The following is a 24,574-nucleotide window of genomic DNA, read 5'->3' as shown; positions in this document are numbered from 1 at the left end:
TCTATTCTTTTGTTAAAAATTTTCCTGCTAATACCATGGCTATATTTTTCTTTCCTGTTACAAATTGAACAGTTACCTTCTTTTCATTTACTCCTATAATTTTTCCTAATCCAAACTTAGAATGACTTACCTTCTCCCCTACTCTATAAGGTAAATTTTTCATTATTTCTATATTTGCTTTAAGTTCTTCTATATTATCTATAGTGTTTCTTGTATTTATTTTTCTTTTAGAATGTCTTTCTAATATTTTTTCAGCAATATCCTTTTCAGCTTGTTTTTTTCTATATTCTAACTGAGGATTTTTCTCTTTTTTTATAAGCTCTGGAGAAATTTCTTCTATAAATCTAGATGCTGTTCTATATTCTTCACGGCCATAAACATATCTACTTACTGAATAACTCATAAACAACTTCTCTTCTGCTCTTGTTATTGCAACATAGCAAACTCTTCTTTCTTCTTCAAGTGCATCTTCATCAACTAATACTTTTCCGGCATTTGGAAACAATTCATCTTCCATCCCAACTAAAAATACAACTGGAAACTCAAGTCCTTTAGCATTATGTATTGTCATTAATTTTATATATTCTTTTTCTTCTTCTAAATCATCTGTTGCACTAATTAGAGAGACATTTTCTAAGTATTCTCTTAAGGTTAAATTCTCTAATATTTTTTCCAATTCAACAATAGAATTTTTTAATTCATCTATATTTTCTATTCTTGACTCAACATTATCATTTAACGTTTTTAAATATTCTTTATAAGAAATTTTAGAAATTAACAAATCAAAAATTTCTGAAACTGGTAATTCAAAGGAAAATGAAATTAATTCTTCCATTATTGAATAAAACTCTTTCAATTTAATCAAAGTAGATTTGCCAATGCCTAAAACATTATCAATCTCTCCTAGTGTTTCGTAAAAAGTTAAATTATTCTCTTCACCATATAAATTAATTTTCTCTAATGTTTTACTTCCTATTTTTCTTTTTGGGATATTAATTATTCTATTTAAATTTATTCCATCTTTTTGGTTATTGATCACAGATAAATAAGCTAAAATATCCTTTACTTCCATTCTTTGATAAAATTGCATTCCTCCAAAAATTTTATAAGGAATACCATATCTCAAAAATCCTTCCTCAAATAATCTAGATTGTGCATTCGTTCTATATAAAATAGTAAAATCATTATATCTTTTCCCTTGAGATTTCATTTCTACTATTTTTTCAATAACATAATTCACTTCTTCTCTTGCTGTTATACAAGGTTTAACAAAAATTTTTTCTCCACTAGCCTTACTAGTCCATAATTTTTTATTTTTAGAAGTCTTATTATTTTTTATAACTGAATTTGCTGCTTGTAATATTGTCTTTGTTGATCTATAATTTTCTTCTAATTTTATAATTGTAGCATTTGGGTAATCTTTTTCAAAGTCTAAAATATTTCTTATATTCGCTCCTCTAAATCCATAAATGCTCTGATTTTCATCTCCAACCACACAAATATTTTTATATTTTCCTGCTATTTTATTTACAATATTATATTGAATATTATTTGTATCTTGATACTCATCAACCATTATATATTTATATTTTTCTTGAACTTTTTTTAAAATTTCCTCACCTTCAAGTAATTTATAAGTATTAACTAATATATCCGAAAAGTCCATGCTATTATTTATTTTTAATTCCGTATTATATCTTTTATAAACTTCACTAATTATATTTGCATTTGGTTCAAATTTATGATTTTTTTCATAATCTTCAGGATCCACTCCATCTTCTTTTAATTTTGATATTCTTGAAACTATTTTTCCTTCTGTTAATTCACTATCTTTTACTACTAATTTTTTTAATATTGCCTTAACTATTTTTTTTTGATCATCAACATCATAAATAGTAAAGTTAGCATCATATCCTATTACATTTGAATATATTCTTAATAACTTTAACCCAAAAGAATGGAACGTTGAAATCATTACTCTTTTCCCATTTTCACCAACTAAACTTTCCACCCTTTCCTTCATTTCTTTTGCTGCTTTATTTGTAAAAGTTACAGCTAAAATAGAATAAGGAGAAATTCCTAATTCCATTATCATATGTGCTATCCTATAAGTTATTGTTCTCGTTTTCCCTGATCCCGCACCAGCTAAAATTAACAAAGGACCCTCTATTTTTTCCCCAGCTATTTTTTGTTGTTCATTTAATTTTGATAATATACTTTCCATTTAACTCTCCTTACATTAATCTATCAAACAATCTATATGTATCATTACATCTTTTACTTCTTTAAAATCTATCACAATAGATTCACTCAAACTATCTGTTAAACTATGTGCCTCGTAGACAGTCATATTTTTATCTAATCTTATATGCATACTTAAATATATTTTATCTCCATACCTTCTCATATATATTTCATGAACATTCTTTATATTTGTATTTTTATAAACATATTCTTCTATTTTTTTTATAAAACTCTCCTCTTGTTTGTCTAAAAGAGAATTTGAAGTTTCTAATACAGTTACAACTCCTTCTTTAAAAATCAATATTGAAACTAGTATTGTTAAAATAACATCAAATATATTAGAAATATAATAGGATAAAAGAATACCTATTATAACACTAAAAGATGAGATAGAATCACTTTTACTATCTCTTGCTGCTGCTATCAAAGCAATATTATTTGTCTTCTTCCCTACTTTCATTTTATTTAAATACATCATATATTTTACAACTACAGATATACCTGCAAACCAAATAATATTAAGGTTTATTTCATAATCAACTTGCTTTCTTAATAAATTTCCTACAGCATTTCTTGCTATTTCAAAAGATGTTAATATTATTATTACTCCCATAATAGTACCTATAATACTTTCTATTTTTTCATGCCCATAGGGATGCTCTTCGTCACTCGGAATGTTACTAAAATATATACCTAAAAGAATCCCAAAAGACGTAAAAACATCTGAGAGAGAATTTATACCATCTGCAACCAGTGCTCTTGAATGACCATATATCCCTCCAAATATCTTTATCACTGCTAAAAATATATTTAAAAATACTGCTTTTATAGCTACTAAACTTCCTTCTTTTTTTCTTTTTCTTTCTTCTCTTATATCCAAAACTAATCTATTATCGTTTCTTTTTTCGAATCTTGCTTTTTTTAAAAAATTATCAATATCTTCTTTTTCATATTCAATAGTTTCTTTTTTCTTTTTTATTCCATGTTCTATAAAGAATATTAAAAGTTTCATTCCATAAGATTTATATCGTTCATCTTCTTTTATAAATATTCTCTCTAAAATATATTTTTTAGGTAATACCCTTGCAACAATATAACCTATTTCCTGATTTTCATCTGTTAAAACTATGTATAATGCTTTTTCTATTATTGGAATGTCTTTATCTAATTTTACAAATTTTTCTAATGCTTTTTCTATTTGTCTACAATCTAATATTTTATACATTCAATTATCACCTCTGTGATTTTAAATTATAATATTTACAAAAAAAAGGAGAGTTCTCTCTCTCCTTAGATATATCTATAAAATAATAGTGCCATGAGCAAAAACATTTCGAATCTGCACCCGCAACTATACCTTAGTGCTGCTTCCTCTCGAATCTGACACGGTTCAATACGACTACGCCGCAAACCTCCACCATTTCTACTCATGACTTAATAATTATAACATATCTAATTTTTTTCGTCAATAACATTATTTTTTACAAAATTAATAAACTTTTTGAAATCTATTTTAGAATCTCCAGGAGCTCTCATCTTAATATCAATATTTTTCCCAAATAGCTTAGAATGTATATTTATTTCTTGAACTTCTATAGACCAATCTTTAGATTTATTGCTTACTTCAGACTTTATATTTTCTTCTGAAGTTTTCTTTGCTAACTTAGACTTTACTTTATCAGAAGATAATTTTCCTAATTTTAAAAGCATTTCCATCTTATTTTCAGAAAATTCTAACTCTTTTACATCTATTTTGTTTATTTGTATTTGTTTACTAAAGACCTTAGAAAAATCTAACTTAGTGTCTACTTTTTCTATAGTAGCTATATCCTCTATATCTATTTTTTTCAATTCTAAAAAATTTTTAAAAACAGAATAATCAACGCCATAAACCTTAACATTTGCACCTAGTCCTTTAGTCATTTCTTTTTCTATTGTATTTTTTATAATGGTATCTTTTAATCCGAATATTGCAACTAAAAAAACCAAAAGAAAAACTGCAATCATATTAAATATTTTTTTCATAACAATACCTCCAATAAAAAATAAATTATGTTATCATTCCTTCTTTAGATTAATTATACCATATTTTTTATGTCCTCGCATAAAAAGAAATAAAATTGAATTTTATTGCTTTTTATGTTAGAATTCTATGTACATTAATTAAAAACAAGGAAGTGATTAAAATGGTTGAAAAGAAATATATAGCACCTAATGCAATTACTGCTGCTAATATGCTTCTTGGTTATCTTAGTATTACATCATCTATAAAAGGAAATATTAGTTATGCTATTTGGTTTATTTTTTTAGCTATGGTATGTGATGGATTAGATGGAAAAACAGCTCGAAAATTAGATGCTTTTAGTGAATTTGGTAAAGAATTTGATTCTTTTGCTGATGCAATATCTTTTGGTATAGCACCTAGTATTCTAGTTTACTCTATTCTTTCTAATTTTCCTAAATTTGTATCTTTTGTAATTCCAGTTGCCTTTATATATGCTCTTTGTGGAGTTATGAGATTAGTTAAATTTAACGTCGTTACAATCGCTTCAGATGAAAAAGATGATTTTAGTGGTATGCCTATACCAAATGGAGCCGCAACTATTATCTCTTATCTTTTAATTTGTCAACAAGCTGATAAATTTGGACATAATTTATTTAGTGTAGAAATTTTTATGGGAATAACTGTTATTTCAGCTGCTTTAATGGTTTCTACTATCCCTTTTGTCACACCTGATAAAGCATTTAAATTTGTACCTAAAAAATTTACGCCTGTTTTCATTATTTTAATTTTTCTAACTTTAAAATATAGTATGTTTTTAATTTCTTTTTATTATATCATTTATAATTTACTACAATATCATCGTTATAGAAAAGAAATGAAATTTACAAGTTCATATGAAGATTAAAAAAAGGATGTTTAACATCCTTTTTTTATATCAATTCTTCTAAAAATCTATCAATCCCTGATTGCCAATTAGGAATTGATATACCCAATAATTTTTCTATTTTATTACTAGATAATTTTGTATAATTTGCTCTTTTTGCTTTAAGATTAAAATCCTTAGTTTTTGCTCTTAATAACTCTCCCCTCCAGCCTATTTTATTTAATAAATATTTAGCTTGATCAAACTTTGAAGCTTCTCCAGAGTTTGAAAAATGATACAAACCATACTTTTTAGTTCTTATAAGCTCCCATGTAAATTCTGCCAAATCTTTTGAATAAGTAGGTGAAGAAATTTGATCATCTACTATAAATAATTTATTCTTTTCTTTACTCCAACTAATAAGCTGCTTATTAAAGTTATTATTTCCCATTCCAAAAACCCAAGATGTCCTTACTACAAAAACTTTGTCATAGCAATTTAGAGTTTCTTTTTCTCCTTGTAACTTAGTCTTCCCATAAACAGACAGAGGATTTGGTTCATCTTCTTCTGTGTAAGGTTTACTTTTTTTCCCATCAAACACAAAATCTGTTGAATAAGTAATTAGTTCTGCATCAATTTCTTTTGCTATTTTAGCCAACATAACTGGAGAATCTCTATTTAATTTTTTACATAATTCTTGTTCCTCTTCTGCTTTGTCTACATTATTGTATGCTGCACAATTAATTATTAAATTTATATTTTTTCCTTTTAAAAATTCCCTAATTTCATCTTCTTTAGTTATGTCTAGTTCTCTAACATCAGTTCCTATGTATTTAATATCATTACTACTAAATAACCTTTTAAAATCATTACCTAATTGTCCATTTGCTCCTGTTATTAAAATCATTTTTTCCCCTTTTTTATATTCAATGTTTATACATTTAATATATTCTATTTACGCACATTTTTCAACTTTTTTTTCAATATTTTTTTTAGCTAATTTAGGCACTATATTTTTGCACTAAAAGTAGATGATTTGAAATAATTTGCTACATGTGATATACTAGAAGGGTGCATTTTTTTGCAAAATTATTTACTACGAAATACTTACGGAGGTGTTATGAGTAAACTTTTAAAAAAAACAGCTGAAGATAAACTGTTTAGCCGTAATTTCACAGGCTTTGGAATGGATTTAAATCCAGTTGTTTCAATCGGTACTGGATTTATAATATTAGGATTTTCTCTATTTGCTTTTTTAGATTTAAATAGAGCTAACCAAGTTTTTAATTTTATAAATCATTATGTTGTTCAGAATTTAGACTGGTTATTTATTATAACTAGTAATATTTTTATATTAGTTTGTCTTATTTTTGCTTTTTCAAAATTAGGAAAAGTTAGAATAGGAGGGGTTAATGCTAAACCTGAATTTAGCAATTTTGCTTGGTATTCTATGTTAATATCTGCAGGAATGGGAATTGGACTTATGTTTTGGTCTGTTGGAGAACCCCTTTATCATCAACAAATTGTTCCTCCTATTTATTCAAATCCTAATTCTTTAACACAAGCTCTTGCTACTACTTTTTTTCATTGGGGAGTCCACCCTTGGGGAATATATGCATTAATTTCATTAGCTTTAGCATTTTTTGCATATAACAAAAAATTACCTCTATCTTTAAGATCAGTTTTTTATCCTCTTTTAAAAAATAAAATATTCGGATTTTGGGGAGATTTAATTGATATATTAGCTGTTGTTTCTTGTCTTTTCGGATTAGCAACTTCTCTAGGATTAGGTGTCCAACAAATAAATAGTGGACTTAATTATGTATTTGGAATCGAAATTTCAGTTTTTGTTCAAGTTATTTTAATTGCTATTATTACTGCTATTGCAACTATGAGTGTTGTTTCTGGAGTAGATAAAGGAGTTAAATTTCTTTCTCAATTAAATATTATTTTTGCTGGCTTTTTAATGGTGGTTATATTCCTTTTAGGTCCTACAGGTCTTATAGTTAGAACTTTTAGCAATTCTATTGGTCTTTATTTAAATGATTTCCTTACAACTACATTTTATATAAATGTTACCGATAGTACTTGGCAAGGATCTTGGACTGTTTTCTACCTTGCTTGGTGGATTTCTTGGTCACCTTTTGTTGGAATGTTTATTGCTAAAATTTCTAAAGGAAGAACCATTAGAGAATTTGTTTTAGCTGTAATGATTGTCCCTTCTTTACTTTCATTTATATGGTTAAGTATCTTTGGTGTTACTGCTTTTAATATAAACGCAATAACTAATGGACAATTATTTAATGTAGTTCAAAATGACGTTTCTGTTGCTTTATTTGAAATGATAAGACATTTAAATATTCCTTTATTCCAAGGAATTATAAGAACATTCTTGTCTATATTTAGTACTATTTTAGTCATTTCTTTTTTCGTTACATCTAGTGATTCTGGTTCTCTTGTTGTTGATCAAATTACTTCTGGTGGAAAATTAGATTCTCCTGTACCTCAAAGAGTGTTTTGGGCTGCTATGGAAGGATTAACAGCTATAGTTTTACTTCTTATAGGAGGAGAAAAAGCTTTAAAAGCTTTACAAACTGCTGTTATAACTACTGGATTACCATTTGCAATTATTCTATTACTTGTAGCTTTTGTCCTTATTGAAAGTTTACGACAAGCTCATAAAAAACAAGAATTTAAGAAAGCTACCACTAGATTTGAAACTCTTATGGATAAATATATTGATATTGAAAATGACATCGATAAACAAACTTTAGAAGAAATAGGCGGAATCGTAATCACTCAAAAAAGAAAACTCAAAGACAAAATTAAAGGTAAAAATAAAAAAAATAAAAAATAAATATGAAAAAAGAAAAAAGCAAATTTTTATTTGCTTTTTTCTTTTTTTATGATACAATATATCTCGTAGTAAATTTTTACTCATCAAAACTAAATAACGTAAACAAAAATCAGGTATTTTTTTTTTCACCTGATTTATTTTTTTGTGTAAAATAAAAAAAGTTAATTTTATTGGAGGTAATAAATGGAAAGCGTTAACAAAGAAACTAAATTTATTTTTGTTACTGGAGGAGTTGTGTCTTCACTTGGAAAAGGAATTACTGCAGCTTCATTAGGAAGATTATTAAAAGAAAGAGGATATAAAGTTGTTTTGCAAAAATTTGATCCTTATTTAAATGTCGATCCTGGAACTATGAATCCTTATGAACATGGAGAAGTTTTTGTAACTGAAGATGGAGCTGAAACAGATTTAGATTTAGGTCACTACGAAAGATTTATCGATAGAAACCTTTCTAAAAGTAGTAATATAACCACTGGTAAAATTTACCAATCTGTTATTAATAAAGAAAGAGAAGGAAAGTATCTTGGGAAAACTGTTCAAGTTATTCCTCATATTACAAATGAAATTAAATCAAAAATTATTGCTGTTACCAAAGAAGTTGAAGCAGATATAGTTATTACTGAAATAGGAGGTACTGTTGGAGATATTGAATCTACACCTTTTTTAGAAGCAATCAGACAATTTAAATATGATATCGGAGAAAACAATGCCATTTATATTCATGTTACTTTATTACCATATTTAAAAGCTGCTAAAGAATTAAAATCAAAACCTTCTCAACACTCTGTGAAACTTCTTATGAGTCTAGGAATAAGACCGGATATACTTGTTTGTAGAACTGAACATCCTATAAATAATAGTATCAAAGAAAAACTTTCAATGTTCTGCAATATTGAAAAGGAAGCTGTTATTGAAGCTGCTGATGCTGAAACTATTTATGAAGTTCCTTTAGTTATGGAAAAAGAAGGTTTAGCTAAAACTGTTTGTAAAAAATTAAACTTAGAAGAAAAAGATTTTGATTTAAGCAATTGGGAAAAAGTTGTGTATAACATTAAAAATCCTAAAGAAAAAATTAAAGTTGCTGTAGTTGGAAAATATGTTGAATTAAAAGATGCTTATATTAGTATTACTGAATCAATTGAACACGCAGCTTTTGCTCAAGGTCTTAAGGCTGATATTAGTTATATTCAATCTGAAAATTTAGACTCAAAAATTCTTGAAAATTTTGACGGTATTCTTGTTCCTGGAGGATTCGGCGATAGAGGAATCTTAGGAAAAATACAAGCTATTAATTTTGCTAGAATAAACAAAATCCCTTTCTTAGGAATTTGTCTTGGAATGCAACTTGCTGTTATCGAATATGCTAGAAATGTTTTAAATTATAAAGATGCTGATTCAACTGAATTTAATCCAAATACTTCTTATCCAGTTATCGATATATTAGAAAATCAAAAAAATATAGAAAATATGGGTGGAACTATGAGACTTGGAGCATATCCTTGTATTTTAAAAGATAATAGTATTGCCAAAGAATTATATGGACAAACTGAAATTTCAGAAAGACATAGACATAGATATGAATTTAATAATATATTTAAGGAAGAAATTGAAAAATCTGGATTAAAAATAACAGGTACTTCTCCAAGCGGTATTTTAGCTGAAATTGTTGAATTACCTAAAAAAGAGCACCCTTTCTTTATAGCTGGACAATTCCATCCAGAATTTAAAACTAGACCTAATAATCCTCATCCTTTATTTGTAGGATTTGTAAAAGCTATCCATAATAGAAACAAATAATTTATAATTTGAATATTTTATAAATTTTTAGTATAATGTTAACATAAGTAATACCTTGGAGATAGAGTTCTCCAAACATTCAACTAACTTGTTAAATGCTTGAAGTTAATATAAAACTCTATGAACATCCTTAAAAGGTTCATAGAGTTTTTTTGTTTTTACACTACATTTAGGAGGCTTACTATGGAAAATTTATACATGATACTCGGATTTTTAATATTTATATTAACCTTTTATTTTATCATTACAGAAAAATACCCTAAATCACTTGTTACTATTATTGGAGCTTCCTTAATGATTATTATTAATATTTTAAATGAGGAAACTGCTTTAAAAACAATTGGATATAATTTAGAAGTTCTTATTTTATTGATGGGAATGATGATGATTGTTGAAATTATGTCAGAAACTGGTATTTTTCAATGGATTGCAATTAAATTAGCTCAAGTATCAAAGGGAAATCCTATCAAAATCCTTATCTTATTATCACTTGTTACTGCTTTTTTCTCAGCTCTTTTAGATAACGTTACTACTATTTTATTAATCGTTCCTATTACCATATTTTTAGCTCAAAAATTACAATTAGATCCAAAACCCTTTGTCTTAATGCAAATTTTTATGTCTAATATTGGAGGTACCGCTACTATGATAGGAGATCCTCCTAATTTAATTATTGCAGCTCTTTCAAACAGAGGTTTTAATGATTTTATTATAAATTTAACTCCCATTATTATTATTAATATTATTGTTCTTTTAATTACCGCCAGCTTATTTTTAAAAGAAAAACTAATTGTCTCTAGAGAATTAAAAGCTAGTATAATGGAACTTGATTCTTCCAGAATTATTAAAGATAAAAATTTATTATTCAAATCTAGTCTAATCTTTATTTTAGTTATTTTAGGGTTTTTAACCAATTCTTTTTCACAAATAGGACTTGCAATAATCTCTATTTTAGGTTCTTCTATCCTTGTACTTATTTCTAAAAAAAAACCAGAAGAGATATTTAGCAAAATAGAATGGGATACTTTATTTTTCTTTGGAGCTTTATTTGTTTTAATTCAAGGATTAGAAGAGCTAGGAATAATAGAATTTATTGGTTCTTATGTAGTTACTTTTACTCAAGGAAATTTAAAGTTAACTTCTTCTCTTCTTGTTTTAGTTTCTGGAATCTTATCTCCAATTGTTGGGTCTATCCCTTTAAGCTTATCCTTTGGAAAATTAGTTTTAGAAATTCTTCCTAATTATACAGGAAATACGGAATCTTTATGGTGGGCTTTATCATTAGGATGTTGTCTAGGAGGAAATATGACAATAGTTGGGGCTGCCGCTAATATGGTAGGTACTTCTGTTTCTAAAAAAGTAGGAATAGAAATCAGCTTCAAAGAATTTTTTAAATGGGGAATTATTATCGTCATCCAATCTATTATATTAAGTCTTATTTATATAAATATTAGATATTAATTTTATTTTTAACTATTGACTTTAAAACAAAAGAATAGTACAATAAAAACATATTTGAAATCATTACATTTTACTTAAAGTTAAGGGAGGATTTTTATGAATTTAAAAGGAAGTAAAACTGAACAAAATCTAATGACCGCTTTTGCTGGAGAATCACAAGCTAGAAACAAATATTCTTATTATGCTTCTAAAGCAAAAAAAGAAGGTTATGTACAAATTGCTAATATTTTTGAAAAAACTGCTGCTAATGAAAAAGAGCATGCTAAACTTTGGTTTAAACTTCTTCACGAAGGTTCTGTTCCTTCTACAATAGAGAATTTAAAAGATGCTGCTAATGGAGAAAATTACGAATGGACTGATATGTATGATGAATTTGCTAATATTGCTAGAGAAGAAGGGTTTGAAGATATTGCTAAACTTCTAGAAGGAGTTGGAAAAATAGAAAAAGAACATGAAGAAAGATATAGAAAGCTTCTTAAAAATATTATGGATGACTCTGTTTTCACTAAAAAAGTTGCCGTAGTTTGGGAATGTGGTAATTGTGGTCATCTTCATATTGGAGAAAGTGCTCCTGACGTTTGTCCTGTCTGTGATCATCCTAAATCTTATTTTGAAGTTAGAAAAGAAAATTATTAAAAAATAAAAATATTTACTTTAAAATATACTTTTATCTGAGTTATTTAAGATAAAAGTATATTTTTATTTTATAAACATTCTTATTTTTCTACTTAACACATCAATAGATCCTATCATTATTCCTATTGCTAAAACAATTAACCCTACATTTTCCCAATTTCTCCACACAATATTCATATTTAATAGAGTCCCTATTCCTCCCGCCCCAATTATTCCTAATACTGTAGAATTTCTTATATTAGATTCTAACCTATATAATAGAACCCCAATAAAAGATGGATAAGTTTCCCTAAATAAACCTGAAATATAAACCGCTATCTTTTTAGCGCCTGTTGATTTTATACTATCTTCAATATTTTTATTTACATTTTCAATTATTTCACTATACATTTTAGTTAAAGTTCCTGAAGTATAAACCGTTAATGCTAAAGCTCCTGCAACTTTTCCTGGTCCAACACCTCTAAAAAATATAATTGCAACTATCATTGGAGGTATAGTCCTCATTATATTTATTAACCCTTTAAATATAACTGAAATAAATTTATTAGGAGAACTATTGTAAGCTGTTAAAAAGCTCAATATAAATCCTAATATCCCTGAAAAAAAAGTAGAAAATAAAGCAATAACAAAACTATCCCAAATGCCTTTTATTATTTTAGGAAAATATTTAATATTTAAATGACACATCCTTATTAAAATTAATTTCCCTTGAACAAGACCTTTTATAAATCTTTCTACAGTAATATTAAAATAATTTTTTAAAATTACTATTATTGTTAAAATTAAACAGACAATTAATATTTTTTTTAAAAATTTATAAATTCTAAAACCACCATATGTCTTTATTTTATAATTAATTATTTTTTTATCACTTCTTATTAATAAACTTAAAAAATCTATACTTAAAATTACTATAAATAAAATTAATATAATTGTTGCTAAATTATCAAATCTCAAATGATTTAAATCTCTCCACATTATTTGCCCTATCCCACCAGCTCCTACAAATCCTAATATTGTAGCACTTCTTATGTTACTTTCTAATACTATAAAAAAAACAGATATTATATGTTTTTTTATTTCTGGCATAACTGAATATTTCATTAATTGAATTTTTGAAGCTCCTATAGATAACGTAGAATTTAATTTATTTTCTCCTATTTCTTCTACTCTTTCTCTTAATAATTTTTGAGATATCAAAAAAGCTATGATTATTAAAGCTACTGTACCTGAAAATTTTCCAATACTAAAAACACTTACCAAAATAGCTGCCCAAATTAAACTAGGTATTGTTCTTAATATAGCAAATATCCTATTTAATATTGATGCTATTTTCTTAGAAAATGATATATTTGAAGCTGTTAAAAATATCCAAGGAATAGAACATATAACTCCTAAAAAAGACCCTACTAAACTCATTTGTATTGTATCTAAAATAGCTTTCCAAACAATATCACTATATGAAATATTAGGTTTTAAAATTCTTTTTAATAAAGAAATCATATCTGGAATACCTTCAAAAAAAGTAAAAAAATCAAAACCTATAAAATAAAATAATGCTACTGTTAAAAAAACAAAATAAATGCAAATCTTTATTTTATTTTTATTTTGTTTATGTATATATTTTTCTAAGGACATCATTCGTTAATTCACCTCCATGTCCATCAAATATAATTTTTCCATTCTTTAAAGCTACTATCCTTTTAGCATATTTTTTAGCTAAGTTAACATCATGTAAATTTATAATTATTGAAATTTTATATTTTTTGTTAATCCTTTCAAAATATTTCATTATATTTTGAGAAGTAGCTATATCTAGACTAGCTACTGGCTCATCTGCTAAAATTAATTTAGGATTTTGTATAAAAACTTTTGCTATGGATACTCTTTGCTTTTGTCCACCGCTTAATTCATCAGCTCGAACAAAAGCTTTCTCTTTTAATCCTACTTTTTCTAAAGCATCCATAGCATTTTTATATTCTTCTTTTTTAAATATTCCTAATAAAGACTCTAAGGAAGACTTATATCCAAGTCTTCCTATTAATACATTTTCAATTACACTTAATCTATCTATTAAATTATAATCTTGAAAAATAAATCCTATTTCTCTTCTTAATTTTTTTAGTTCTTTTGAATTTGCTAAAGTTATATCTTCTTTTCCAATAAATATATGCCCTGCTTTAGGTTTTACTAATAAATTTATTGATTTTATTAGTGAAGATTTTCCACTACCTGAAGATCCTATGATTGCAACAAATTCTCCATCATCCACTTTCAAGCTCAAATTTTCTATAGCCTCAAATTTATCATAGGTAACTTTTAAATTTTCAATTTTCAACATATTTTTCTCCTATTTTTCAAGATTTATATTCATTAATTTTGCTGTTGTTCTTATACTATCAAAATCTGAATCTGTAGCTTCCTCAAAACCATAAATACTAAATAATTTAGATGTTATTTCTTTTGCCTCTTTACTATTCAATCCCTTCAACAATCCTTCTTTTATTTCTTTTTTAGTTTTTTCATCCATATCCCCACGAACAGTAACGCTTATATATGGAATATTTTCAGAATATCCAAAAATTTTTGTATCTTCCAATACATTAGTAAACTCTTTTTGATACTTCTTTCTCGCTCCTTCAAATATTGCTATTAAATCTACATCCCCATTTAAAAGAAGTTGAATAGATTTGTCATGCCCACCACTATAAACAATCTGAATATCTTTTTCAATATCTATCCCATTTTTCTTTAAATAAGCACCAGGATATAAATACCCTGAAGACGATGAAGGATCTACAAAGGCCACTATTTTCCCTTTTAAATCTTCTAAAGAATTTATTTTACTTTCTTTTCTAACTACAAATTCAGAACGATAAAATGACTTATTATGCTTATTTAAAGCTTTAAGTATAACTTGAGCTCCGCTTTCTTTATTTGCAAGAATATAAGCAAAAGGTGGAATAATTCCAAAATCTACTTTCGATGATCCCATTGCTTCAACTACTCCTACATAATTTGTCGCTGTAAATACTTCTACTTTTTTACCAATTGCTTTTGTTAATATTTCTGAAAGTGGCTTTACTGAATCAACCAACTTATCTCCATCAATAAGAGGAACAAATCCCATAACTAAAGTATCTTTTTCTTTTTTTGGCCCACAACCTACTAATATTGTCACCATTGTGAATATTAGTACCCATAAACTTATATATTTTCTTTTCATAAAATCCCCCCTAATATGTATTTTATATTACACTTGCCTCTTTTAAAGAAGTATAGCATGAGAAATTTTTGCTGTAAACTATTACAATTGAAATTGTACTAACACACTTATATTAAAAATGGTAAAGAATTAATTCTTTACCATCTTCTCTATTTACTTTCTGAAATAATCTTAAATGCTTGTTCAGCTGCTTTTAAATACCTATAAACATCCTCATTATCATGAGCTAATGAAATAAAATTAGCTTCAAATTGTGAAGGTGGAATTACTATTCCTTCATCTAGCATAACATTAAAATACTTTGCATAAATATCTATATTTGAAGTTAATGCATCATTTAAATTTTCTACTTTTTTATTTTCTGTAAAGAAAATTGTAAATAACGAACCTATACTATTTACACAAGCTGAAATTTTATACTTGTCTATTAATTTTTTTAATTCAGATGTTATATACTTAGTTTTATCTTCTAATTTTTTATAAATAGTATCTTTATTTTTATACAAATAATTTATTGTCTCAAAACCAGCTCTAACAGATATAGGATTCCCTGATAATGTCCCAGCATGATAAACTCTTCCCACTGGTGCAACTAAATTCATTATCTCTTCTTTTCCTCCAAAAGCTCCCACAGGGTAACCTCCACCAATTATTTTTCCTATAGTTGTTATATCTGGAGTTACTTCAAAATATTCTTGTGCTCCTCCTAGAGAAATTCTAAATCCTGTAATAACTTCATCAAAAATTAAAACTGTTTTTGTCTCATTACAAATTTTTCTAATTTCTTTTAAAAATTTTACTTTTGTTTTTATTACTCCCATATTAGCTGGAATTACTTCCATAATTAAACACGCTATTTCTTTTGTTTCTAATATTTTTCTTAAATTTTCAATATCTCCAAAAGGAATAGTCAAAGTATCTTTTAAAACTCCTTGTGTAATTCCATTACTATCTTGATATCCTTCTGTTAAAAGTCCTGAACCAGATTTAACTAATAAAGAATCTGAATGTCCATGATAACATCCTTGAAATTTCAAAATTTTATTTCTATTTGTATAAGCTCTAGCCAATCTAACAGCTGACATAGTAGCTTCTGTTCCAGAAGTCGTTAATCTAACTTTATCCATAGAAGGACAACATTTTACTATTAATTGTGCAAGTTTCACTTCTAATTTTGTTGGTAAACCATAAGAACTTCCTAGTTCTATAGCTTCTCTAACTCCATTTATTACATTTTTAAAATTATGCCCCAATATGATAGGTCCCCAGGAACATATGAAATCAACATATTCATTATCATCTTCATCCCATATTTTTGATCCTAAAGCTTTTTTTATAAAAATAGGTGCTTCCCTTTTTACAGATTGAAAAGCCCTTACAGGACTGTTTACACCACCTGGTATATATTTTTCAGCTTTTTTAAATATTTCAATTGAATTATTATTATTCATTTTTCCCCCTTAAATTTTAAAGTGAAATCTCTTTATTTTTTATCCATGTAGCAATATCTTTTGCATGATAAGTAATTATTATATCTGCTCCAGATCTTTTTATAGAATACATCGTCTCCATTACTATTCCTTTTTCATCTATCCATCCATTAGAAGATGCTGCTTTTATCATTGAATACTCTGCACTTACATTATACGCTACAATTGGCAAATTAATATTAGAGATAGATTTTATTACATCTAAATAAACTAAAGCTGGTTTAACCATTATAAAATCAGCTCCTTCTTTAATATCAGCTTCAACTTCCCTATAAAAATCTTTAGAATTTCTAAAATCCATTTGATAAGTTTTTCTATCTCCAAAACTAGGAGCTGAATCTGCTGCATCCCTAAAAGGACCATAAAAACTAGAAGCATATTTAACACTATATGACATAATTGGAAGTTCTTTAAATCCATTTTTATCTAGCTCTTCTCTAATAGCAAGCACCCTACCATCCATCATATCAGAAGGTGCTACTATATCTGCTCCTGCTTTAGCATGTGACAAAGCTATTTTTGATATATATTCTAAAGTCTCATCATTATCTACATTCTCATTATTTAATATTCCACAATGTCCATGACTTGTGTACTCACACATACATACATCAGTTATAACTAAAAATTCAGGAAATTTATCTTTTATTAATCTAACCCCTTCTTGAACTATACCTTTTTCGTAATATGCTTGACTTCCCTTTTCATCTTTATTTTTTGGAATTCCAAAAATAAGTAAAGATTTTATTCCTAACTCTTTTAATTCTTTTAATTCCTCATATAATTTATCTAAAGAAAATCTATATTGCCCTGGCATAGATTTGATTTCTTCTTTTATATTTTCTCCTTCTTCTATGAAAATAGGATAAATTAGTTCATTTAAATCAACTGTTACATTTTTAACCATTTCCCTTAATAATTTAGTTCTTCTTAATCTTCTAGTTCTCGTAAACATTGTTTTCTCCTTTAGTATAAAAATCATACCATTTTTTAAAATTATTAATTTGTTTTTTTATTAAATATTCATAATTTTCTAAAATTTCATTTCTTTTTTTAACATTAATATTATAAATACTCCAAACATAATCTATATTTATTAAAGTTATCCCCTCTATTTCTTCTATAGATTCCTCTATATCTCTTGGAACTGCTAAGTCTAAGAATATATATTCTTTATTTTTTTGTAAATATTTTTCAATATTTTTTTTCTTTAAAACCAAATGAGGAGCTGAAGTAACACTTATAATAATATCTGCCTTTGCCACTTCTTTATCTTTATCTTCAAAATCTATAACATTAACATTAAAAGTTTCTTTCATTTCTAAAGCTTTATGTTTAGTTCTATTGGTTATAGTTATATCTTTTATGTTTTGTTTTACCAAAACATAAAGAATTGATTTAGCTAAATCACCAATTCCTAGAATAAGAATATTTTTATTTTCAATATTTTTCACATATTTTTTTATAACTTTATAAGCTAAAGCTTCTAAAGAAAGAGCATTATGAGAAATTTTAGTTTTTGTTCTAAATCTTTTGCCAATTTCAATTGCTTTATTAAAGATAACATTTAATATTTTACTTGTCTTTTTATTTTCTAAAAAACTTAAATATGATTTTTTTATCTGAGATAAAATTTGATCTTCACCTTTAATAACTGAATAATACCCACATGAAATTTTAAAAATATATTCTACAGCTTCAATTCCTTTATAAATATAAATTTTATCATCATATCCCCATTGTTTTATAATTTCATCTATACTTTCAATATTTTTAATCTCTAAATAAAATTCTACTCTCAAGCAAGTAAATAATTTAATATATCCAATTATTTTATTTTCTTTCTTTAATTTTTCTATTATTTGCTCTGGATTATTTAAAACAAATCTTTCCCGTTGAACCATATCAAGTTCATTATAAGATAACCCTATAACAAAAATATTTTTTAAATTCATAATCTTTCCTTCCAAAATGATAAAACTTCCATTAATTTAACTATCTAGTATTATATCATAAATTTAAAAAATACACCTTAATTTTTTAAGGTGTATTTCTAAAATTAATTTATTATTTGCTATGTTTTTCTTTTAACCTCTTTAATAATTCTTCATCTACTGGAATACTTTCATCATCATAAACTCTTGGAATCACTCTATCCATTGGAATCACTCCTAATCCCATTGCAATTCCTTCTGGAAGAGACATTCTGAATGTTTTAAGCATTTTAAGCATAAAATCTAAATGTTTTCCTGGAACTGTTAACATAAATATACAATCTGAACCTGGCCAAACATTTGTATTTTTATGTTTTAATCTTTCACTCCAAACAGTTTCAACCTTACTTGTACAAGCATAATAATAAAATCCAATATCTTCAAAAAAATTTTCTAGTCTACTTTTTTGAGCTCCATTAATATAAACAATTAACATTTTAAAATCAAATAAGTCTGCATAAGTATTATTTTCTTCTGATTGCATTTTACAAAAAATCTTTTCCTTGTTTCCGTCACATAAGTTTTTATTTTTTGACATACTCCACCCCTCTTTATAACTTATTTTTTATATCTAGGATTTTTAGATGTTATTAATTTTGTAATTTCATTTGATATGAATCTAAATAATTTAACAATATATTTCAACACAAAATCTGTAGCATCTTCTACTAATGTTAAAGTTATTGGAATAACCACTAATGTTAATAATGTAGAAAAAGCTAATCCAAACATTACTGTTATAGCCATCCCTTTATAGACTTCTGCTCCTTCTCCTAATCCTAAAGATAAAGGTAACATCCCTAATACTGTTGTCATAGTAGTCATCAATATAGGTCTAAGTCTAGTTTTACAAGATTCTATTATAGCATCACTTCTCTTTAAGCCTCTTTCTCTAGTTAATTTTATAAAATCTATTAAAACTATTGCATTATTAACAACTATCCCTGCTAGCATAATAATTCCAACCATTACCATAACACTTATTGACTCACCAGTCAATAATAATCCTATTACTACTCCAATTAAAGCTAATGGTACTGATCCTAATATAACAAATGGTAATACAAAATTTTCAAATTGAGCTGCTAATAAAGCATAAATTAAAAATACTGCTATTGCTAAAGATTTACCTAATTGACTTGATGAATCTTTTAAATTTTCTGCATTTCCTCCCCATCTATAACTTATAGATTTTGGAGGATTTAATTCTTTAAATTCTTTAATTAACTGTTGTTGTATTGCTCCTACTCCTACTCCACCATCATTAGCTGAAATGGATACACTATAAATTCTATCTGTTTTATTTATTTCTGAAGTTCCCTCTGCCATAACAATATCCGCAACATCTGAAACTTTTACAAACTTATTATCAGCTATTTTAATATTTAAATTTCTTAAAGTATTTATATCTCTTCTTTGTTCTTTCGGTAATCTTAATAATACATCTAATTCTTCAATTCCAGTTTTAACTGTAACTGTATCTCCTCTATTTCCTCCTAAAAATGCATAAGAAATAGTTTGACCAACAGTTGATGGGTTAATACCATAAGCTTTTATTTTATCTCTTTTTAAAACTATTCTCGCTTCTGGTCCACCTGCATCAAAGTTTGTACCAATATCCACCGCTCCTGGAAATTTTTTTAATTCATCTGATATTTGTTTCCCAAATGATTTTATAGCTTTATAGTCTGTTCCTACTAATTGAAATTGAACATCTTTTTCAGGAGGTCTCATTGCAAAATTTTCAGATAAAGTTAGTCTTACACCAGGTATTCTTTCCACTTCAGGTCTCACCTTATTCATTATATCGAAAACTGATGTTTTTCTTGTGCTCTTTTTCCCAATATCAACATTAACTGCAACAGTGTTGCCCGAAAGTAAAGTATTATAAATTTTAGTATTTTCTTCTTTTTTTACAATATATTCTATTTCTCTTCCTACTTCTATTGCTTTTTCTATATCTATACCACTTCCTAATTCTGCTACTATAGAATATCTTCCTTTATCTTGTTTTGGCATAAATTGAACTTTCAACTTAGGTCCTCCTAATGCTAAAACTATAACAAAAGTTGCTATTGTTACTAAAACAATTTTTATTCTATGATTAACTGCGTATGTTATTAATTTCAAATATTTTTCTTTAATTTTTGCAAAAACTTTTCCTTCACTTGTTATGTTAACATCAGATTTCAAAAACTTACTTGCAACCATTGGCATAAGTGTTAACGATACTATTAATGCTGATAAATTTGAAAATATTATAGAAAATGACATATCTTTAAAAATTTCTCTTGCAATCCCTGGTATAAATAATATCGGTATAAAAACAACCATTGTTGTCAAAGAAGAAGCTATAACTGACATCGTTACTTCTGTTGTTCCATCATCAGCAGCTTCTTTTACTGGAGATTTCATTTCTGTCATATGACGATATATATTATCTATAACAACAACTGAGTTATCAGTTAACATTCCTACTCCTAAAGAAAGTCCCATCAACGAAATCAAATTAATTGTTGTTCCACTCAAAGATAGAAATGCAAATGTAAATAAAATTGACGTTGGTAAAGCTAATGTGATTAAAAATGTTGCTCTTATATTTTTTAAAAATATTAATAAAACTATTGTTGCTAATATTAAAGCTTGTATTGCACTTTGAGATATTCCTGCAATAGAAGAATTTATATCGTCTGAAGTATTCATCAATACCTCAACATTTGAATTAGGAGGCATTATAGGCTTTAATTCTTTTAAACCTTCTAATACTCCATTATTAATATCTATTGAACTTCCATCAGCTGATTTTTCTACAACTACAGCTACTGATTCTCTTCCATTTAAAAATCCTTTATTTGCATCATCTTCAGAAGTTAAAACAACATCTGCTACATCTTTTAACCTCAAGGTATTTCCATTACTTTTTATAATTGTATCTTTTATAGAATCAATATAATTTAATTCTCCCATAAATCTTAAAGTTATATTCTTCTTTCCTGTTTCTATAGTTCCTAAAGGTATTGTAGAACTAGAATAAGAAAGTTGATTATATAACTCCATTGGTGACATGTTAAAACTTGCTAATTTATCGGTATCTATTTGAATTTGAACTTGTTTGTCTGGATTTCCAAATACGTTAATTTCACCCACACCACTAATTCTCTCAAATCTAGGCTTTGCATACTGCTCTACAAATGTTGCTAATTCTTTCTTATTATCTGATGAAAACATCATAACCATTGTTAAATTTCCTGCTCCAGCTTCAACCTTATCAACTGAAGGATTATCTGCATCACTTGGAAATTCATTTGATATTTTAGAAATTTCTCTTTGAATTTCTGTTACCTTATCATCTGCATCTACTCCATAATCAAATTCTGCTACTATTATTGATTGTCCAAATGAAGAAGTTGAACTTATTTTATCTATTCCCTCTACATTTGGCAATATTTCTTCTATTTCTTTTGTAATTTGAGTCTCTACATCTTCTGGAACTGATCCTGTCCATGTTGTTGAAATAGTTACAACAGGTATATTCATATTAGGTAATAACTCTGACTTCATTGTCATCATAGATACTATTCCTACAAATATCATCGATATCATCAGCATTGTAGTGGCAACTGGTCTTTTTATTGATAATCCTGCTAATGTCATTTACTCACTCCCTTATTATTTATTCTCTTTAACTTTCATTCCATCTTCTAAACCAAATATTCCTTTAACTACAACTTTATCTCCTAATTTAATTTTATCTGAAGAAATTTCTGTATATGGAGTATTTTGAGATCCAATTTCAACTTCTACTAATCTAGCAACTCCATCTCTAACTATATAAACATAATGTAATAAATCTTTGATAAAAATACTTTCATCAGATACAGTCATTGTTTTGTTTTTACCCACTGGAACAGTAATATAAGAATACATACCATCTTTTATTAAATTATCTTCATTATTCATGGCTACCTTTATCATATATTTTTTTGTTGTTTTATCTGCTATGGGATTAATTTCTACTATATTTCCATTATATTTTTTATTTATAGAAGGAATATTTATGTTAACAGATCCATTTACTTTTATTTGGTTTAACCACTCCGCTGGGAATCCAACATATGCTTCTATTATACTATCATCTACAATTGTAAATAATACAGAATTTGAATCTAATTCATCTCCAATTTTACTAAACAAGTTCCCAACTATTCCATTTATTTCTGCTTTTTTAAATAAATCTTCATAATTATCTTTAGCTTTTTCATAATTTGCTTTAGCTGTCACATAATTATTTTCATAATTTACATATTCTAAATAAGAAATTAGTTTTTTATTATATAATCTTTTAAATTTATTATAATTATTTTCTGCTACTTTGTATAAAGATTTTGTAGAATAATATTCCTCCTCTGTTGAAGTATCTTTTAATTTCATTATAATTTCGCCTTTTTTTACTTTTTCCCCATTCTTTTTTAATATTTCTACTACTGTTCCACCTTTTTCTATTTTATGATCTACTATTTTGTGTGCTTCTAAAACAGCATCACTTTTAAATATTTTGCTTATTTCTCTTTCTTTAACCTCTTCTGTTTTAACATATTTAATTTGCTCTTTTGGTTTATTTTCACTCTTTTTATCTCCACACCCTACAAATAAAAATGTTAAAATTAGAGATAAACTTAATATTATTTTTTTCATTTTCTATCCTCCTATATAAGTAACGTTCTATACTTCTCAAAGGCAATTAGATAATCGCTTTCAGCTTTATTATAATTTATTTTTGCTTCTCTGTATTGTACTTCTGAATCTAAAAAATCCTGAGTTGATATTAAGCCAGCACTATATCTTTCTTTATCTATATTAAAATTCTCTCTAGAAGCTCTTAAAGAACTTTTATTTGCTTTTCTTAACTTTTCAAGTCTTATAACTTCACTATATGCCGTAGTTATATCTATTTCTATATTATCTTGAACAATACTATCGTTTAATTCTTCAATTTTATAATTTTCTTTAGCTACTCTATATTTATCTATTCCACTACCAAAACTAAAGAACTCCCAATTAACTTGTACTCCACCACGCCATTCTTCATTATTCATCGTATCTGAAAAATGTTTTTTCTCAATACCACCATATTCAGCAAAAACATTAACTTTAGGTAAATTATCACTAAAAGCTACCATTTTTTCAGCCTTCTTATATTCTAAACTATTTTTTGAAATCAACGCATTTAAACTAGAATTTTTAGCGATTTCCATATCTTCCTTTAAATTCATACTTTTACTTAATTCTATTGGAATATTTATTTTTTCTAACTCAATTTCTTCTAAAAAATTAATCCCTGTTTCAATTTTTAATCTTTTCTTTCCAATATTTATTTCATTTTTTATTTTAACTATCTCAGATTCAACGTTTAAAAGAGCATATTGAGTTTTTAATAAATCTGCTTTAATTATTAGTTCCATTTTTAATTTTTCTTCTTGTTCTTTATACTTTGAAGAAAGTTGTAATTTTGAAGTCTCTAAAGCTTTTAAATTCTTTTCTTTTGTTAAAATATTTGAATAAATTTCAATAACATTTACTCTAGTATTAGCTTTTTCCTTTAAATAATTATAATCTAAAATATTTGATTGAGCTTTTGCACCTTTTATTCCTCCTAATATAGCTCCCCCTTGGAAAATAGGACAAGTTACAACAACTTTGCTTGTATAGCCATCTTTAGAATCGTATTTATTTACACCTGAATTATTTATAGCTGTATCACCACCAAAATACATTTCTCTTGTTGTATGTTCAGCTTGAGTATAATTTCCTTGATAAGCTACTGTCGGTAATGCTAACTTAAAAGCTCTTCCTAAATTCAATTCACCTATTTTTGTATTTCTTGAAGCTTTTTCTAAGGTTTTGCTATTATTTAAAGCTAAATCGATAGCTTCTTGTAAATCAATTTCTCTTGCAAAAATAGTTGAGCTAAATAATAATAGTATCCCCATTAATTTTTTCAT

19 protein-coding genes are annotated in these 24,574 nt (G+C 26.5%); 5 read left to right on the top strand and 14 right to left on the bottom strand.

Annotated elements, in window-relative coordinates; translation table 11 throughout:
• Nucleotide 1 precedes the first annotated feature (1 nt).
• The 3 genes from Q7K47_07590 to Q7K47_07580 form a co-directional block, all read right to left on the bottom strand.
• Nucleotides 2–2,224 carry a UvrD-helicase domain-containing protein gene (locus tag Q7K47_07590; GenBank protein MDP0507063.1) on the bottom strand — a complete coding sequence of 741 codons (2,223 nt, stop codon included), beginning with the start codon at nucleotides 2,222–2,224 and terminating at the stop codon, nucleotides 2–4.
• A gap of 15 nt (nucleotides 2,225–2,239) precedes the next feature.
• Nucleotides 2,240–3,469 carry a cation diffusion facilitator family transporter gene (locus Q7K47_07585; protein ID MDP0507062.1) on the bottom strand — a complete coding sequence of 410 codons (1,230 nt, stop codon included), beginning with the start codon at nucleotides 3,467–3,469 and terminating at the stop codon, nucleotides 2,240–2,242.
• A gap of 227 nt (nucleotides 3,470–3,696) precedes the next feature.
• On the bottom strand, nucleotides 3,697–4,269 hold the full coding sequence (locus tag Q7K47_07580; GenBank protein ID MDP0507061.1) for a hypothetical protein: 573 nt from the start codon (nucleotides 4,267–4,269) through the stop codon (nucleotides 3,697–3,699).
• Between the two features lie 161 nt (nucleotides 4,270–4,430).
• On the opposite strand from Q7K47_07580, the gene pssA reads away from it, so the two are divergent.
• Nucleotides 4,431–5,153: a CDP-diacylglycerol--serine O-phosphatidyltransferase gene (gene pssA / locus Q7K47_07575; GenBank protein MDP0507060.1), complete on the top strand. Its 723-nt coding sequence runs from the start codon at nucleotides 4,431–4,433 to the stop codon at nucleotides 5,151–5,153.
• A gap of 25 nt (nucleotides 5,154–5,178) precedes the next feature.
• Here the strand turns inward: pssA and rfbD are convergent, their stop codons facing one another.
• Nucleotides 5,179–6,018 carry a dTDP-4-dehydrorhamnose reductase gene (gene rfbD / locus Q7K47_07570; protein MDP0507059.1) on the bottom strand — a complete coding sequence of 280 codons (840 nt, stop codon included), beginning with the start codon at nucleotides 6,016–6,018 and terminating at the stop codon, nucleotides 5,179–5,181.
• Nucleotides 6,019–6,231: 213 nt separating this feature from the next.
• Between rfbD and Q7K47_07565 the strand changes: the two genes are divergently transcribed.
• The 4 genes from Q7K47_07565 to Q7K47_07550 all read left to right on the top strand — a co-directional run bounded on the left by Q7K47_07565 (nucleotide 6,232) and on the right by Q7K47_07550 (nucleotide 11,862).
• A complete protein-coding gene (locus Q7K47_07565; protein MDP0507058.1) occupies nucleotides 6,232–7,968 on the top strand; it encodes a BCCT family transporter in 1,737 nt (578 codons plus the stop codon).
• Between the two features lie 183 nt (nucleotides 7,969–8,151).
• The gene (locus Q7K47_07560; protein ID MDP0507057.1) at nucleotides 8,152–9,765 is read left to right on the top strand and encodes a CTP synthase; all 1,614 of its coding nucleotides are present in this window, start codon (nucleotides 8,152–8,154) and stop codon (nucleotides 9,763–9,765) included.
• Between the two features lie 183 nt (nucleotides 9,766–9,948).
• Nucleotides 9,949–11,226 carry an ArsB/NhaD family transporter gene (locus tag Q7K47_07555; protein MDP0507056.1) on the top strand — a complete coding sequence of 426 codons (1,278 nt, stop codon included), beginning with the start codon at nucleotides 9,949–9,951 and terminating at the stop codon, nucleotides 11,224–11,226.
• A gap of 96 nt (nucleotides 11,227–11,322) precedes the next feature.
• Nucleotides 11,323–11,862 carry a rubrerythrin family protein gene (locus Q7K47_07550; GenBank protein ID MDP0507055.1) on the top strand — a complete coding sequence of 180 codons (540 nt, stop codon included), beginning with the start codon at nucleotides 11,323–11,325 and terminating at the stop codon, nucleotides 11,860–11,862.
• 63 nt (nucleotides 11,863–11,925) lie between these two features.
• On the opposite strand, the gene phnE is transcribed toward Q7K47_07550, so the two are convergent.
• The 10 genes from phnE to Q7K47_07500 all read right to left on the bottom strand — a co-directional run bounded on the left by phnE (nucleotide 11,926) and on the right by Q7K47_07500 (nucleotide 24,574).
• The gene (phnE, locus tag Q7K47_07545) at nucleotides 11,926–13,503 is read right to left on the bottom strand and encodes a phosphonate ABC transporter, permease protein PhnE (GenBank protein MDP0507054.1); all 1,578 of its coding nucleotides are present in this window, start codon (nucleotides 13,501–13,503) and stop codon (nucleotides 11,926–11,928) included.
• The gene (gene phnC, locus Q7K47_07540; GenBank protein ID MDP0507053.1) at nucleotides 13,475–14,203 is read right to left on the bottom strand and encodes a phosphonate ABC transporter ATP-binding protein; all 729 of its coding nucleotides are present in this window, start codon (nucleotides 14,201–14,203) and stop codon (nucleotides 13,475–13,477) included. Before phnC ends, phnE begins: the two co-directional genes overlap by 29 nt.
• A 9-nt stretch (nucleotides 14,204–14,212) precedes the next feature.
• Nucleotides 14,213–15,088: a phosphate/phosphite/phosphonate ABC transporter substrate-binding protein gene (locus tag Q7K47_07535; protein ID MDP0507052.1), complete on the bottom strand. Its 876-nt coding sequence runs from the start codon at nucleotides 15,086–15,088 to the stop codon at nucleotides 14,213–14,215.
• Between the two features lie 149 nt (nucleotides 15,089–15,237).
• Complete coding sequence (hemL, locus tag Q7K47_07530; protein MDP0507051.1) at nucleotides 15,238–16,539, bottom strand: glutamate-1-semialdehyde 2,1-aminomutase; 1,302 nt, start codon at nucleotides 16,537–16,539, stop codon at nucleotides 15,238–15,240.
• A 16-nt stretch (nucleotides 16,540–16,555) separates the two neighbouring features.
• Nucleotides 16,556–17,533, bottom strand: a complete 978-nt coding sequence (gene hemB / locus Q7K47_07525; GenBank protein ID MDP0507050.1) for a porphobilinogen synthase — start codon at nucleotides 17,531–17,533, stop codon at nucleotides 16,556–16,558.
• Nucleotides 17,517–18,536, bottom strand: a complete 1,020-nt coding sequence (gene hemA, locus Q7K47_07520; protein MDP0507049.1) for a glutamyl-tRNA reductase — start codon at nucleotides 18,534–18,536, stop codon at nucleotides 17,517–17,519. The genes hemB and hemA overlap by 17 nt, the downstream gene beginning before the upstream one ends.
• Nucleotides 18,537–18,645: 109 nt before the next feature.
• Nucleotides 18,646–19,110: a hypothetical protein gene (locus Q7K47_07515; protein ID MDP0507048.1), complete on the bottom strand. Its 465-nt coding sequence runs from the start codon at nucleotides 19,108–19,110 to the stop codon at nucleotides 18,646–18,648.
• Nucleotides 19,111–19,130: 20 nt separating this feature from the next.
• Nucleotides 19,131–22,226 (bottom strand): efflux RND transporter permease subunit, encoded by a 3,096-nt coding sequence (locus Q7K47_07510; protein MDP0507047.1) that lies wholly within the window; start codon nucleotides 22,224–22,226, stop codon nucleotides 19,131–19,133.
• A 15-nt stretch (nucleotides 22,227–22,241) separates the two neighbouring features.
• Complete coding sequence (locus Q7K47_07505) at nucleotides 22,242–23,267, bottom strand: efflux RND transporter periplasmic adaptor subunit (GenBank protein MDP0507046.1); 1,026 nt, start codon at nucleotides 23,265–23,267, stop codon at nucleotides 22,242–22,244.
• A gap of 11 nt (nucleotides 23,268–23,278) precedes the next feature.
• Entirely contained in the window at nucleotides 23,279–24,574 is a 1,296-nt protein-coding gene (locus Q7K47_07500; protein MDP0507045.1) for a TolC family protein, read from the bottom strand.

The organism is Fusobacterium sp. JB019 (assembly GCA_030673965.1).
Lineage (GTDB): Bacteria > Fusobacteriota > Fusobacteriia > Fusobacteriales > Fusobacteriaceae > Fusobacterium_B.
Note: the sequence above shows the minus strand (reverse complement) of the source record. Positions and strands in the feature narration are given on the sequence as shown.

Bases quoted from the DNA above. Each gene is read 5' to 3' on its own strand.
- phnE (MDP0507054.1), bottom strand. From the start codon at position 13,503: ATGATGTCCTTAGAAAAATATATACATAAACAAAATAAAAATAAAATA.
- rfbD (MDP0507059.1), bottom strand. From the start codon at position 6,018: ATGATTTTAATAACAGGAGCAAATGGACAATTAGGTAATGATTTTAAA.
- Q7K47_07500 (MDP0507045.1), bottom strand. From the start codon at position 24,574: ATGAAAAAATTAATGGGGATACTATTATTATTTAGCTCAACTATTTTT.
- Q7K47_07515 (MDP0507048.1), bottom strand. From the start codon at position 19,110: ATGTCAAAAAATAAAAACTTATGTGACGGAAACAAGGAAAAGATTTTT.
- Q7K47_07555 (MDP0507056.1), top strand. From the start codon at position 9,949: ATGGAAAATTTATACATGATACTCGGATTTTTAATATTTATATTAACC.
- hemB (MDP0507050.1), bottom strand. From the start codon at position 17,533: ATGTTTACGAGAACTAGAAGATTAAGAAGAACTAAATTATTAAGGGAA.
- Q7K47_07585 (MDP0507062.1), bottom strand. From the start codon at position 3,469: ATGTATAAAATATTAGATTGTAGACAAATAGAAAAAGCATTAGAAAAA.
- Q7K47_07565 (MDP0507058.1), top strand. From the start codon at position 6,232: ATGAGTAAACTTTTAAAAAAAACAGCTGAAGATAAACTGTTTAGCCGT.
- hemL (MDP0507051.1), bottom strand. From the start codon at position 16,539: ATGAATAATAATAATTCAATTGAAATATTTAAAAAAGCTGAAAAATAT.
- phnC (MDP0507053.1), bottom strand. From the start codon at position 14,203: ATGTTGAAAATTGAAAATTTAAAAGTTACCTATGATAAATTTGAGGCT.
- Q7K47_07590 (MDP0507063.1), bottom strand. From the start codon at position 2,224: ATGGAAAGTATATTATCAAAATTAAATGAACAACAAAAAATAGCTGGG.
- Q7K47_07550 (MDP0507055.1), top strand. From the start codon at position 11,323: ATGAATTTAAAAGGAAGTAAAACTGAACAAAATCTAATGACCGCTTTT.
- Q7K47_07535 (MDP0507052.1), bottom strand. From the start codon at position 15,088: ATGAAAAGAAAATATATAAGTTTATGGGTACTAATATTCACAATGGTG.
- pssA (MDP0507060.1), top strand. From the start codon at position 4,431: ATGGTTGAAAAGAAATATATAGCACCTAATGCAATTACTGCTGCTAAT.
- Q7K47_07510 (MDP0507047.1), bottom strand. From the start codon at position 22,226: ATGACATTAGCAGGATTATCAATAAAAAGACCAGTTGCCACTACAATG.
- Q7K47_07505 (MDP0507046.1), bottom strand. From the start codon at position 23,267: ATGAAAAAAATAATATTAAGTTTATCTCTAATTTTAACATTTTTATTT.
- Q7K47_07560 (MDP0507057.1), top strand. From the start codon at position 8,152: ATGGAAAGCGTTAACAAAGAAACTAAATTTATTTTTGTTACTGGAGGA.
- Q7K47_07580 (MDP0507061.1), bottom strand. From the start codon at position 4,269: ATGAAAAAAATATTTAATATGATTGCAGTTTTTCTTTTGGTTTTTTTA.